The following is a 13,039-nucleotide window of genomic DNA, read 5'->3' on the forward strand; positions in this document are numbered from 1 at the left end:
GCCGGTGCTATCCTCCGCGGCCATGAAGCTGATTGCGAAGTGGCTGCTCAGCGCTGCGGCGCTGCTGTTCGTCGCCTATGTCTACGATGGCGTGGAAGTCAAGAGCTTCACGTCCGCGCTGGTCGCCGCCTTCGTCATCGGCCTGTTCAACACGGTGGTGCGCCCGATCCTGGTGGTGCTGACGCTGCCGGTGACGGTGCTCACGCTGGGGCTGTTCCTGTTCGTGATCAACGCCCTGATGTTCTGGGCCGCCGCATCCGTGCTCGACGGCTTCCATGTCCGCGGCTTCGTCGCGGCGCTGGTCGGCTCGCTGATCTACTCGGCCATCGGCGTGGTGATCGAGTCAGCGCTCGAGCGACTGTTCCCGAAGCAGTGACTGGATCTCGCGGGCGCGGGTGTCGATGATCGACGCCTCGATGTAGTCGGTGCCCGCGCCGCCACGCCGCGCCAGTTCCTGCGCCGCCTTGAACCGGTCCGCCGCGGCCGCGTAATCGAGTTGCGCCACCTGCGCTTCCGCATCGGCTCGGATCGCCCGCAGCGATTGCCCTTGCGCGCCGTAGGCCGACGACAGCAGTTGCCAGCCCATCGCATCGCGCGGCTGTAGTGCCACCCAGGTCTGCAGCCGCTGGGCGGCTTCGCTCGCCCCGCTGCCGCCGAGCTTCGCCTGCGCCCACAGCATCGCCTCGGGGCGGGCCGGGCTGGTCGCGGCCCCCTCGCCCAGCGCCGCCAGCGCCCGCGCCGGCTGGCCGGCGGCCAGCGCAACCTCGGCAGCCAGCAGCCGCCCCTGGCGGGCGGCGTTGGCGTCGGACTGCACCTCGGCCGCAAGGCGCTGCGCCAGCGTGTCGGCCCTGGCGAAGTCGCGCAGCCGGGCCGCCGCAAGGGCGCCCGCGTAGAGCGCGCCGGCGCGGCGAAGGCGCGCCGTGCCGGGCTGCAGCGCGTTGGCCTCATCGAGCAGCGCGCGCAGGTCGTCCACCCCGGCGGCGGACAGCACGCGCGAGCGCCCGGTCATGAGCGCGTGCTCGAGTTCGGCCGGCGCGGGCGCCGGCGCGGCCTTGGGCGCCAGCTGGGTGCGCGACTGCATCTCCGCGATGCGCTCGGTCGTGAGCGGGTGCGTGCGCAGGTAGGGATAGGAGCCGCTGTCGTTGTGCCGGGACGACTGCTGCAGTTTCTCGAACATGCTGACGAACGAGCGCGGCTGGAAGCCCGCCTGGGCGAGCACGCCGTAGCCGACGCGGTCGGCCTCGCGCTCCATGTCGCGCGAGAAGTTCAGCTGGCCCTGGATGGCGGCCGCCTGCGTGCCCGTGATCACCGCGTTGGCGGCCTGGGGATTGCGGGTGGCGGCGATCGCGCCCAGGATCATGCCGGCGATCACCAGCGGGGTCTGGCGCTTTTCCTGGTTCATCAGCCGCGAGATGTGCCGCTGCGTGACGTGGCTCAGCTCGTGGGCGAGCACGGACGCGATCTCGTCGCGCGAGGTGGTGACGTTGATCAGGCCCAGCTGCAGGCCCAGCCAGCCGCCGGGCAGCGCGAAGGCATTGATCACCCGCTCCTTGCCCAGCATGACCTGCCAGGCGAAGCGCTCGTCCAGCTCGGCGGTGAGCTCCCCGCGCTTGCGGGCCGCGTCCAGCAGGGGCTGCCAGATGCCGCGCACGTACTCCACCAGCACCGGGTCGTCGATGTAGTCGGGGTCGCGGTACATCTCGCGCGCGATGCGGTCGCCCAGCCGCTTTTCCGCCGCCGTGCTGATCTCTTCGTCGCCGAGCGTGGGCAGTTGCGCGCGCGCGGGCAGGGCCGCGACCAGCAGGGCCGCCAGGGCGGCACAGGCGGTGCGGCGCCAATGCAGGGGAGGATGGGTCAAAACGAGTCCAGCGGCAGGAAGCCGACGATCTGCGCCGACGAGCCGTCGAGCAGGGCGGTCCAGCCGTCCGCCTTGCGGCCGATCACCGGCAGCGAAACCAGTCGCGACACGGGGCGGCCCGTCTTCTGCACGGCCGCCTCGATCTGCGACTTGCGCTGCGGGAAGCGGGCATACAGGGCGGCGGCTGGGCGGGCGGCGGCAAGCACTTCCTTGCGTTCGGTCGCATAGGGCCGCCAAAGTTCCGGCCGGGCCGACAGCTGCACGCCCTGCAAGGCCGCCATGGTCATCTCGAACTTCTCGCGGTCGTCCTGGAACGACCGCAGCGCGAGCGTCGTCGGTCCGGCGAGGGGCGCGACGTCGACCTCCGGCGCCGCCTGCCTCTTCAGTTCAGGGGGGACGTCGATCAGGTGGACGACCCGGAACCGGTCGTACTCGAACACCAGGTGGATCGGCCGCGCGAGGTAGACGGTCCACATGCCGTAGGCGAGGGCAGCGATCTGCAGCAGCCCGACGATCGCCAGGTCGCGGCGCAGTTCGGCGCCGGGCTTGGCGCGATTGAAGACGGCGAACGTGATCAGCGGACCGATCGCGACGTCGACCGACACCACGAGCAGGAACAGCTCGCGGCCGCCGGAGAGCTCCCGGTACGGATACGGGTACCAGAGGGCGAAGACGAGCAGGGCCGCCAGGCCCGCGACCAGCGCGCTCAGCGCTAGGTGGATGGCCGCCGCGCGCAGGCGGTCGCGCCACTCGAAGCTGCCCGTATGATGGTTGGAGATCAAGGATGGCGTTGGCATGACCGGACTCACTCATTTCGACCAGCACGGGCAGGCCCACATGGTGGACGTGGCTGCCAAACCGGCCACCCGGCGGGTGGCCGTCGCGCGGGGCCGGATCGAGATGCTACCGGGGACGCTGGAGCTGATCCAGAGTGGCCATGCGAAGAAGGGCGATGTCCTCGGGATTGCCCGGGTCGCCGGCATCCAGGGCGCCAAGAAGACCAGCGACCTGATCCCGCTGTGCCACCCGCTCGCCCTGACGCGCGCCGCGATCGACTTCGAGCTCCTGCCGCCCGCCGGCGGCGCGGCGCCCGCCGTCGGATGCACGGCGACCGTGGAGACCGTGGGCCCCACGGGGGTGGAGATGGAGGCGCTCACGGCCGTCAACGTCGCCCTGCTGACGATCTACGACATGTGCAAGGCCGTCGATCGCGGCATGCGCATCACCGACATCCGCGTGGTGGAAAAGCACGGCGGCAAGTCGGGCAGCTTCGTTCAGTCCTGACCGCCGCGCCCGGCCGCAAGCCGCTGGCGCTGCCTCCAGGCGTCGGCTTCCCGCGGGAAGGCGGCGTGGTAGCGCGCCAGCAGCCCCATCGCCTCCTGCTCCCGCCCCAGCAGCGATGCCGACTCGATCGCGCGCTCGATCACGCGCGGCTCGGGTGAGTAGTGCAGCATCTGCATGGCGGTGGCGAACACCCAGGAGGCGTTCGACCGTTCGGTGGCACTGAGGGTCAGTTCGGCAAAGCGCGTCTGGCTGGCGAACAGCCAGGAACGGCGCGCCTGTGCGAGCGGGTCGTCGCGCCAGGCCGCCTGACGCTGCTCGGGCGGCAGGTAGATCTGGCTCACCCGCGCGTAATCCCACAGCGCATAGCCGGCCGCAGCCAGCAGCACCGGGGCGACCACCGCTGCCGCGAAGGCGCGCCGAGGCGCCTCCCTGGCGGGCCGTAGCGTCAGCCACCCCACTGCCACGCCGAGCGCGATCTGGAACGGTCCGTACCACAGCGGGTACTCCAGCAGGCTGTGCAGCGCGAGGACGGCGACGATCGCCCACGCCAGCTGGCGCTGCGCATCCGCCTCGCGCCAGGGACGCTGGCGCAACGTCCACCAAGCGGCGCCGCCGCACACGAGCAGCGCCAGGGGCAGGCCCGCTTCCACCGCCAGGTGCAGCGGCAGGTTGTGTGCGTTGTCCAGGATGTCGCAAAAGCGCGGCCCCGCATACAGCGTCGCGAAATGCGCGTAGTCGAGTTCGCCCAGGCCCCAGCCGGTGAACGGCCGCAGGGCGATCAGGTGCAGCACGTTCGTCCACAGCACCGAACGGCTGCTGCACGCGTCGGCGGCGCCGCCCAGGCGCCCCCACAACGTGCGCGGCGGCACGGCGCCCGTCCAGGCCTCGAGCAGGAACGGCAAGGCGAAGGAAGCGACGAGATACGCCATCGCGCCGGCGAGGCACAACGCGAGCCGCTCCCTGCGCTGCGCGCCGGGCCACAGCGCGGCCAGGACGCCCAGCGCCGCCCCTTGCAACAGGCCGGTGCGCGACACCGAGGCCGCGCTGCCGGCCGCCAACAGCACGAGCAGTGCGATACGGCCGGTTCGCGGCCAGCCCGGCGCAGCCCACAGGACGATCGCCGCCCCCATCGCGCACAGCGTCGCGAACTGATTGGGCTGGCGCAGGTTGGCGTAGGCCTCGCCCAGGTGCGCGGGGCTGAACCAGGGCGCCAGGCCGGCGGCCACGCCGAAATATTGGCACAGCGCGATCAGCACGCTGCCCGCCGCGGCGGCCACGAGCCCGAGCCGCATGCCGCGCCACAGCGCGGCGTCGTCGGCCGCGCTCGCGCACAGCACCATCACCAGGAGCGCACCCAGCCAGGCCAGCCCTTCGTGCGCGGCGGGCGGATGCATGGCAACAGCCGCCACGAGCAGCGCCAAGCCCGAAACCGCGAGTCCGGTGCGCAACCCGGCCCCGCGCTGCATCGCCAGCCACCAGAGCAGCACGCCACAGACGAAGCTCACGAGCCACGGCTGCACGGCCGCGGATGGGCCGGGGGCGAAGGGGTTGAGCCAGGGGATGGCGGCGAGCGTCCCGCTGGCCAGGACGGCCAGGCGGTCACGCCGCGCATTGGCGGCGGGGTCGAAACTGTTCAAGCTGCGTGCGTCAGGGAAACGGGACGTTGGCCAGTTCAGGGTATTGGTCGTGCTGGAGTCGCCGCCAATTGTCCCTCGCGTCATCGAGCGTTTCTGCCGGAAAGAGTGTCTGGAGGACCAGCAGGTGTTGCCTGGCCTCCGCGCCACGGCCGTTGAGAGCCAGGGCCAGCGCCGCACGGAATTCGAGCGGGGCCCAGGTGGAGCGGCGAGATGCGCTCACCAGCACGTCGATGTCCTGCGCCGCCATGCCACGCGTCGCGCGCAGGCGCATGGCATGGAGCAGCCCGTCGAACTGCGTCAGAAGGTGCAGGTCCGGAGAGACGTACCCGAAAGGCGTGTGCCCGAGATTGCGGTTCTCGAACCGGTTGACGCGGAAGTCCTCCTCGACGGCGGCGTATTCCGACGCCAGGGCGGTGAACGTCAGCGCCACCACGACGGCAGCCCCAGCCGCCAGCCAGCGCGGCACGCGCAGTTCCCGACCACCCGGCGCGCGCGTGTGTGCCTCGAACAGACCGAACAGGATGCCTGCCGGCACGAGGAAGTACGCATAGGCGTGCGGCAACTCCAGTTGCGTATGGACGAGAAACGGCAGCAGCATGAAGAGCGCGGCGACGGCCGTGCCGTCGTCGGCCCCCAGGCGCGGGATGCGCCGCGCAAGCCAGTACAAGGCGGCACCGAAGACCGCCAGGAAGAGCGGCAAGCCGAGCATCACCGCCGCGTCGAGCAACAGGTTGTGGGCATAGTTGATCTGCTCGACGCCGGGGAACCGCAGGGCGCCAGCCTGTTGGGCGGAACTGACCTGCAGCCACCCGTAGCCCACCCAGGGACTCTCGCCGAGCGCAGCGAACATCTGCCGCCAGATGACGGGGCGCAGCCCCACGGAGGTCATGCCATCCACGCCCAACGGCGCCCGGGTGAAGTCCCAATGAACTGTCTGCAGCACCCAGGCGGCAACAAACAGGAAGACGACCCACGCAATTGCGTGTTTCGACCAGCGCCGCATCGCCGGCCTGCAAATGCCGAGTCCGACCAGCCCGCAGGCCATCAACGTCGCCGACAGCAGGCCCGTCCGGGATTGCGTGAGGACCACGGCCCATCCGGTGACGAGGAGCCAGGCCCAACCACCCGCGAGGCCGATGCGACCGCGGATCATCCATGTCGCACCGGCGGCGATCGACATGAGCAGCAGCGTGGCCAGCTGGTTCGGCTGCCCGAGGTTGCCGCTCGAGCGGGTCGTCCCGCTGAGGGCGAAAATCCAGCCGCCGAAGCTGGGCTCGACCTGCACCCATTGCAGCAGCGCCTGCAAGGTCGCAAGGAGTCCCATCGCCAGCAGGCAGCCCACCAGCAGGTCCAGGGTCGAGTGCTGCTCGGATTCCGAGCGGTCGGTGCTGCCCCACCACCAAGCTGCGGCAAAGACTGCCAGGTACGCGCTGGCCACCCAGGCATCGCCTGCATAGCGCACGAGGCCCGCCAGGAACTGCAGCCAGGCGATCCCAAGGAGAGCGAGGATGAGGACCACCGGCGCGGGCATCCGGTTCGCGCCACGCAGGGCCAGGACGAGCAGCAGCAGGAGTCCCGCCAGGAATGCCGGAGCCTCCGAGTGGTACGAGGTCCAAGGCGGGAAATGATCGGGATTGATCCCGCTGGCGATCAGCAGCACTCCCGCCAGGAGCACGCATGCGCCGGCGGCGCGCGGAACGAGAACTTGCGCGAGCCCTCGAATCGCGGCGCTGACGGAAGTGGACGCGAGCGAGCTGGGTGTGGTCATTCGGGTCGTGGCGAATCAACGAGGATGGAACAGCCTCAGGCGGTCATTCGCAACGGCCGCCATTGGCAAGAGGTCTGTCCTCTGGATTGACGGCCCCCGCGACGTCGCCGCATCAAACTCGAACTGGCGTTTTTTGCCGCCCAAGAACAAAGGGGCCCTCGCGAGCCCCTTTGCCTGTCTTCGTGCACCCAGGCAACAAGGCCTGCGTGCATCGATGCGATTAGTTCGTCGCCGAGAAACCGGTTTGCGTCGAGACGGTCGTGTCGCGGCACGAACCAGGCAGGTACTTCGCCTTGGTGGAGTCGCTGCCGGCGCCCAGGCCACACAGCCACTGGCCAATGGTCGAGCCAGCGCTCAGGGCGTTCGCCGGGGCCAGAACCACCGTCAGGTTGCCCACTTGCGGCAGGTTTTGCGGGGTGACCTGGACGGCACCGTTGCCGTTGGTACCGATCGACCGCACGTACTGGGAGGTCGACACGGAAGACTCGCAGCCCCAGCCGCCGGCGACGAACGCCGAGGTGTTGGTGGCGCTCTGCACGGTCTCGGTGATGCTGGTGCGGCACTGCGAGGCCGCCAGGATCACTTCAGACATCTTGGCGCGGACCGTGTAGTCCTGGTAGGCAGGCAGCGCGACCGCCGCCAGGATGCCGATGATCGCGACCACGATCATCAGTTCGATCAGGGTGAAACCCTTTTGCAGTTGACGCTTCATTGGAACCTCCTAGTAGAGAAGCACGATGGCTCTGCAATGGCCGTGCCAGCCCTGGAAACGCGTCGACGGGCGCCTTTCGCGGCCCCAACTCGACCGCTCGGCGGCAACGCGTCAGGAAAAGTGACAATTTTGTAGCTCAACATTGTCCAGCGCGACGTCTTCGGCGGAGCCGCTACTTGATGCAGACCGACCGCACCTGCTTCAGATCCGTCAGCCCCATGATGATCTTCTCCATGCCGTCCATCTTCAGGGTGCGCATGCCGTTGCCCACGGCGGCCACGAAGATGTCCGCGACCCGGGCGCGTTCCTGGACCAGTTTCTTGATCTCGTCGTCGCCGACCAGCAGCTCGTGCAGGCCCAGGCGCCCCTTGTAGCCCGTCTTGCCGCACTTGTCGCAACCGACGGCGCGGTAGAAGCGCAACTGGCCCTCGGGGCCGTATTGCTCGACCCAGCCTTCGTACAGCTTCTGGGCCTCGCCGCCGGGATCGGCCTTCCAGGGCTCGGTGTGCCGCAGGTCCTGCGAGTATTCGGCGATGAAGCTGCGCAGCTCCTCGTGCGAGGGCGCGTAGGCCTCCTTGCACTCGCACAGCCGCTTAGCCAGGCGCTGCGCCAGGATGCCGAGCAGGGCGTCGGCGAAGTTGAACGGGTCCATGCCCATGTCCAGCAGGCGGATGATGGACTCGGGCGCCGAGTTGGTGTGCAGGGTCGAGAACACGAGGTGGCCGGTCAGCGACGCCTCGATGCCCATGGACACCGTTTCCTTGTCGCGCGACTCGCCCACCATGATGATGTCCGGGTCGGCCCGCAGGAAGGCGCGCATCACCAGCGCGAAGTCGATGCCCGCCTTCTTGTTGACCTGGACCTGGCGCAGGCCCTTCTGCGTGATCTCGACCGGGTCCTCGGCCGTCCAGATCTTGGTGTCCGGCGTGTTGAGGAACTTCAGGATCGAGTGCAGCGTGGTCGTCTTGCCCGAGCCCGTCGGGCCGCAGACATAGAACAGGCCGTACGGCTTGCCGACGGTCTTCTCCAGCCGCTCCCGGTTGTGCGTGGTCAGGCCCAGCTTGTCCAGCGGGATCGGCTCGCCGGCCGCCAGGATGCGCATCACGACGTCCTCGACGCCGCCGGCCGAGGGGATGGTGGCCACCCGCAGCTCGATGTCGAGCGGGCCGTACTTCCTGAACTTGATCTTGCCGTCCTGCGGCTTGCGGCGCTCGGAGATGTCGAGGTCGCACATGATCTTCAGGCGCGTGACCAGCGCCTGGCGGAAGTGCGCCGGCACCTCGATGTAGGGCACCAGGCTGCCGTCGATGCGAAAGCGGATGCCGGTCTTGGCCTTGCCCGGCAGCGGCTCGATGTGGATGTCCGAGCAGCGCTGGTTGTAGGCGTCGATGATGACCTTGTTGACGAACTTCACCAGCTCGTTGTCGGCGGCCGCGGATTCGAGGCTGCCGTCATCCGACTCGTCATCGATCGGCGCGTTGAGGTCCGCCAGCAGTTCGTCGATGGACTGGCCGCCCTCGCTGGCGCCGTACAGCTGCGCCAGCGTCTCCTCGAATTCGGTCTGCGTGGTGACGCGGTAGGAGAACCTGGAGATGCGCGGGAAGACCTGCGGCACGATGCGCGAGCCGCGCACCGCCTCGGGATCCATGCACATCACCACCAGGCCGTCGGCGGACTCCTCGAGCGGGATCCAGCCCTGCTCCTCGACGAAGTCGCGCTTGAGCGGCCCCTGCAGCTGCTCGGAGCGGATGCGGCCGGCGTTGAACGGCTCGTAGGGCACGCCGAAGAACCTGGCGAGCGAGGGGCCGATCTGCGCCGGGCGGATCTGGAAGTCGCCCATGAGGACGTGCTCGACGGGCTTGCCGTCCTCGCGCGCCTTGACGATGCAGCGCTGCAGCTCGTCCTGCGTGAGCACGCCGTCGGCCAGCAAGCCGTCGTACTTCGTGGCCCGGCGGCGCTGGCCCTCCAGCTCCTTTTGCATCCGCTGGCGGATGGCCGTCGCCAACGTCTTGCAAAGCTGGGTGGCGCCTTCGATCTCCAGGTCGCCGAACGTCTGGTCGTTCTTGTTGTTGATGACCTGCAGCACGCCGTGCAGCGTGTCGCCGTCCAGGATCGGCAGCACCATCATCTGCTTGGTGCGGTAGCCCGAGCGCTTGTCCACCTCCTTGAGGAAACTGAGGGTCGGGTGGATGCGCTTGAGCGCCTCGTCGTCGTAGACGTCGGCGATGTTCACCATCTGCTTGGTGAAGGCCACGTAGCCGGCGATCGACTGCGCGCCGATCGGCAGCTTCAGGTCCTTGGCGGTGTTCAGGCCCGTCTTGATCTTGGAGATGATCGCGCTGCGGTCCTCGCTCACCGCGTACAGCGTCAGCCGGTCTGCATTCAGGAGCTTGCAGATGTCCTGGCTGGACTCCAGCATGATCTGGTCGATGTTCTCCGTCTCGTGGATGCGAGTGGTGACCAGCTGCAGCTGGCGGAAGAACAGCGCCTCGAACGTGACGCCGCGCATGTCCGGCGGCAGTTGCTGCGAATCGAAGAACGCTTGCGAGTCACGCGCTTGCTTCAGGACGGCGCTCATGGGGACCTCCTCGACCGGGTCGGCAGTGCGCCGCTCAAAGTTCGAACTCCTGGCCGACTCGCAGCCAGCGGATGTCGTGCGACACGTTCGGGCCGAACGGTTGCGTCTGGTCGAAGCGCTGGATCTCCGCCATGATCAGGTCGGTCTCGGCGGGCTTCGTGTGCGTGATGTAGATCGGGAAGGACTTGCCCTTGTCGATGCAGTCCAGTTCCTCGGCCAGCGCCAGCGGCGACAGGTGCAGGCTGCGGCGCGCCAGGTCCTTCTCGCGGTTGCTGAACGCGGTCTCGATCACCAGCGCCGCGACGTTCATCGCGTTCACGCGGCGCCAGAACGCCGGATTGCGCTCGGTGTCGCCGGTGAACACCCAGCTGGGCTTGCCGTTCGCGCGCGACACCGCGTAACCCACCGCGGGGACGGTGTGCACGGCCGGCAGCACCTCGATCACCTTGCCGCCGATCTCGAGCAGCTGGCCGACCTGGACCTCCTGGAAGGCGATGAACGGCTGCTCGGCGCTGGGGATGCGGCTGAAGTCGGGCCAGATCACGTTGTTGAACACGTGCGCCTTGAGCGCCGCGATCGTGCCGGGCAGCGCGTAGATGCGCACCGGCCGCGTGAGCTGCGAGGCGATCGAGTCGATCATCAGCGGCAGCGCCGCGACGTGGTCCAGGTGCGAGTGGGTCAGGAGCACGTGGCCGATGCCGGCCATCTCCGCCAGCGTGAGGTCGCCCACGCCGGTGCCAGCGTCGACGAGCACGTCGCCATCGATCAGGAACGAGGTGGTGCGGCAGTCCCTGGCGATGGCCCCCGAGCAGCCCAGCACGCGCACCTTCATCGCCGCCCCCCTGCCGTTGCGCGCGCACGCGCGCCCATGCCGCGGCAGGCGCGGCATGGCGTGCGGGGGCATGCCTTGGCTTTGCTCACTTGGTTTCGAAATTGGTCGCGCCGTCCCAGCCGGGGTCGAAGGGCAGCGACCTCATCGAGGCTACACGTTCCGAATACAGCTCGTAAAGGTATTTCTTGGCATTCATCCGCTGCAGATTGAGCATCAGGGCATCGCATGCGTCCCAGTCCTGGGACCGGTACGCCCTGAGGAAGGCGGCCCAGGCCTTGAGCTCCTCGTGCTGCGGCTTGTCCAGCCGATCGACGGGCGCGAGCGGCCAGTGGATGCCCACGGCCTGCTCCTTGCCCTTGACGCGGACCCGATCCAGCTCCTGCCAGGCGAACTCCAGAGCCAGCTTGCGGGTGGCCTCGCTCACCACGATGTCCACGCCATACGTCTTGGACAGCCCCTCGAGCCGGGAGCCGAGGTTGACCGCATCGCCGATGACGGTGTAGCTGCGGCGGACCTCCGAGCCCATGTCGCCCACGCACATCATCCCGGTGTTCAGGCCGATGCCGACCCCGATCTCCGGCAGTCCCTTGGCGCGATGCTCCTCGTTGATGCGCCGCACGGCGTTGGACATCTCCAGCGCCGTCTTGACGGCCAGGTGCGCGTGCTGCGGCGTGTCGACGGGGGCGCCCCAGAAGGCCATCACGCAGTCGCCCATGTACTTGTCGATCGTGCCCCGGTTGGCGCGGATGATGTCGGTCAGCCGGTTGAAGACCGCGTTGAGCAGCTCCTGCAGTTGCACCGGCTCCATCTTCTCGGACATCTTGGTGAAGCCCCGCATGTCGCAGAACATCACCGTCAGCTCCTTGTTGGCCGCCTTCATCGAATAGCTGTCCGGATCCTTCACCATCTCGTCGACCAGTTCGGGAGGCACGTAGGTGCCGAACAGGTTGGCGAGTTCGCGCTTGGAGCGGCTCTCGACGAAGTAGCCGTAGCTCATGTTCAGCGCGAAGGCGGTCAGCGTCATCGCCACGCCGGCAGCCAGCGGCATCACGAGCCCGGCGCCCAGGAACAGCCAGAGGTTCAGGCCGACCAGCGCGAGCAGCACGCCCAGGCTGACGGCGACCGCCTTCGGGGCCGAGATCAGCGGCAGCACGAAGGCAAGCAGGAGGCCGGCGAGCAGCAGCACCAGCACGTCGTAGCCGACGGCGTAAGCAGGGCGCAGCGGCAGGTTGCCGTCCAGCATGCCCGCGATCAGGTTCGCATGCGCCTCGACCCCGGGGTAGCTTTCCTCCACGGGGGTCACGCGCAGGTCCTGCAGGCCGGGCGCGGTCGTGCCGACCAGCACGATCTTGCCCTGGAGGGTGTCCGGCGCCAGGCGCTTGGCGAGCAGGTCGGCGGCCGACACGTAGCGGAACGATCCGCCCTGGGGGCCGCCGTAGCCGCGGTAGGGGATCAGGGCCGCCAGCCGGTCGTCGACCGGCAGGGCCTGGCTCTTCTTGCCCAGGCGCAGCACCACGCTCTCCAGCGCCTCGTAGCTCGTGCTGGTCAGCTTGTCTTTCGGGAAACCGGGCTCCACGGCCGGCGAACCGACCAGCATGCGGAACATCGCCAGGGCAAGCGGTTCGTAGAAGTCGTCCCCGTACGCCGCCAGCAGCGGGACCGCGCGGATGACGCCATCGGCGTCGACTCTCGGATTGATGAATCCGGCCCCCGGGGCCGCCCTGGCCAGCTGCTCGATGTTCGCGCCGTAGCCGGTCCACTTCTCGAACGCAGGGTTGCGGCCGCCCAGGGCCTGCCGCTGCATGACCGGCGGCGGCAGCACGCCCGACGTGCGCTCGCCCCCATCGCGGGTGAAGTAGTAGCCCAGCACGACCGGGCGTTTTTGCAGCGAGCGGGCGAACAGGCCGTCGTAATCCAGCGTCGGCGCCAGCTGGTTGAGGCGATCGGTGAAGGCCGCCAGGTCCCGCAGCTCGCCTCGGGCCAGCTGGCGCAGGCGCTTGAGGCCCGAGCTGTCGTCGGGCTCGGGGAAGACGACGTCGAAGCCGAGCGCCGCGGCGTGCTGGCGGTCGAACAGTTCGTCGTTCAGCTCGGCCAGCCGGTTGCGGCTCCACGGCCAGCGGCCCACCTCGGCCAGGCTCTTCTCGTCGATGTCGACGATGACGATGCGCGGGTCGAGCGTCCGGGGCATGGTCGCCCGCAGGCGGGCGTCGTACAGGACGTCGTCCAGCCGCTGCAGCGCGCGCAGGGGCATCGTGCCCGTGGCATGCAGCAGGGCGATCAGCAGCGGAATCAGGGTGACCGCGATGCGCGTCCAGTGTCTTGCGAGCACGCCCATTCCCGGCCGCATCCCGTCAGACCCTCGTCGAAGGC

At 68.9% G+C, this 13,039-nt stretch carries 10 protein-coding genes; 2 read left to right on the plus strand and 8 right to left on the minus strand.

Annotated elements, in window-relative coordinates:
• Positions 1 to 22: 22 nt before the first annotated feature.
• On the plus strand, positions 23 to 376 hold the full coding sequence (locus tag AC3ANR_RS01095; protein WP_488290031.1) for a phage holin family protein: 354 nt from the start codon (positions 23 to 25) through the stop codon (positions 374 to 376).
• On the opposite strand, the gene AC3ANR_RS01100 is transcribed toward AC3ANR_RS01095, so the two are convergent.
• Both AC3ANR_RS01100 and tfpZ read right to left on the minus strand, forming a co-directional pair.
• Entirely contained in the window at positions 344 to 1,858 is a 1,515-nt protein-coding gene (locus tag AC3ANR_RS01100; RefSeq protein WP_488290032.1) for a M48 family metalloprotease, read from the minus strand. The genes AC3ANR_RS01095 and AC3ANR_RS01100 overlap by 33 nt on opposite strands.
• Positions 1,855 to 2,655 (minus strand): TfpX/TfpZ family type IV pilin accessory protein, encoded by an 801-nt coding sequence (tfpZ, locus tag AC3ANR_RS01105; protein WP_488290033.1) that lies wholly within the window; start codon positions 2,653 to 2,655, stop codon positions 1,855 to 1,857. Before tfpZ ends, AC3ANR_RS01100 begins: the two co-directional genes overlap by 4 nt.
• Here tfpZ and moaC point away from each other — a divergent pair.
• Entirely contained in the window at positions 2,654 to 3,142 is a 489-nt protein-coding gene (gene moaC / locus AC3ANR_RS01110) for a cyclic pyranopterin monophosphate synthase MoaC (RefSeq protein WP_488290034.1), read from the plus strand. The genes tfpZ and moaC overlap by 2 nt on opposite strands.
• Here moaC and AC3ANR_RS01115 read toward each other — a convergent pair.
• The 6 genes from AC3ANR_RS01115 to AC3ANR_RS01140 all read right to left on the minus strand — a co-directional run bounded on the left by AC3ANR_RS01115 (position 3,133) and on the right by AC3ANR_RS01140 (position 13,004).
• Positions 3,133 to 4,863, minus strand: a complete 1,731-nt coding sequence (locus AC3ANR_RS01115; protein ID WP_488290035.1) for a PglL family O-oligosaccharyltransferase — start codon at positions 4,861 to 4,863, stop codon at positions 3,133 to 3,135. The two genes, moaC and AC3ANR_RS01115, sit on opposite strands and share 10 nt — an antisense overlap.
• Positions 4,790 to 6,547: a PglL family O-oligosaccharyltransferase gene (locus AC3ANR_RS01120; protein ID WP_488290036.1), complete on the minus strand. Its 1,758-nt coding sequence runs from the start codon at positions 6,545 to 6,547 to the stop codon at positions 4,790 to 4,792. Before AC3ANR_RS01120 ends, AC3ANR_RS01115 begins: the two co-directional genes overlap by 74 nt.
• A 220-nt stretch (positions 6,548 to 6,767) precedes the next feature.
• On the minus strand, positions 6,768 to 7,259 hold the full coding sequence (locus AC3ANR_RS01125) for a pilin (RefSeq protein WP_488290037.1): 492 nt from the start codon (positions 7,257 to 7,259) through the stop codon (positions 6,768 to 6,770).
• Between the two features lie 172 nt (positions 7,260 to 7,431).
• Complete coding sequence (locus AC3ANR_RS01130) at positions 7,432 to 9,837, minus strand: GspE/PulE family protein (protein ID WP_488290038.1); 2,406 nt, start codon at positions 9,835 to 9,837, stop codon at positions 7,432 to 7,434.
• A gap of 34 nt (positions 9,838 to 9,871) precedes the next feature.
• Positions 9,872 to 10,669 (minus strand): 3',5'-cyclic-nucleotide phosphodiesterase, encoded by a 798-nt coding sequence (locus AC3ANR_RS01135; protein ID WP_488291858.1) that lies wholly within the window; start codon positions 10,667 to 10,669, stop codon positions 9,872 to 9,874.
• A gap of 85 nt (positions 10,670 to 10,754) precedes the next feature.
• Positions 10,755 to 13,004 (minus strand): CHASE2 domain-containing protein, encoded by a 2,250-nt coding sequence (locus AC3ANR_RS01140; protein ID WP_488290039.1) that lies wholly within the window; start codon positions 13,002 to 13,004, stop codon positions 10,755 to 10,757.
• Between the last annotated feature and the right edge of the window lie 35 nt (positions 13,005 to 13,039).

Source organism: Ramlibacter sp. JJN2-2R (genome assembly GCF_057747835.1).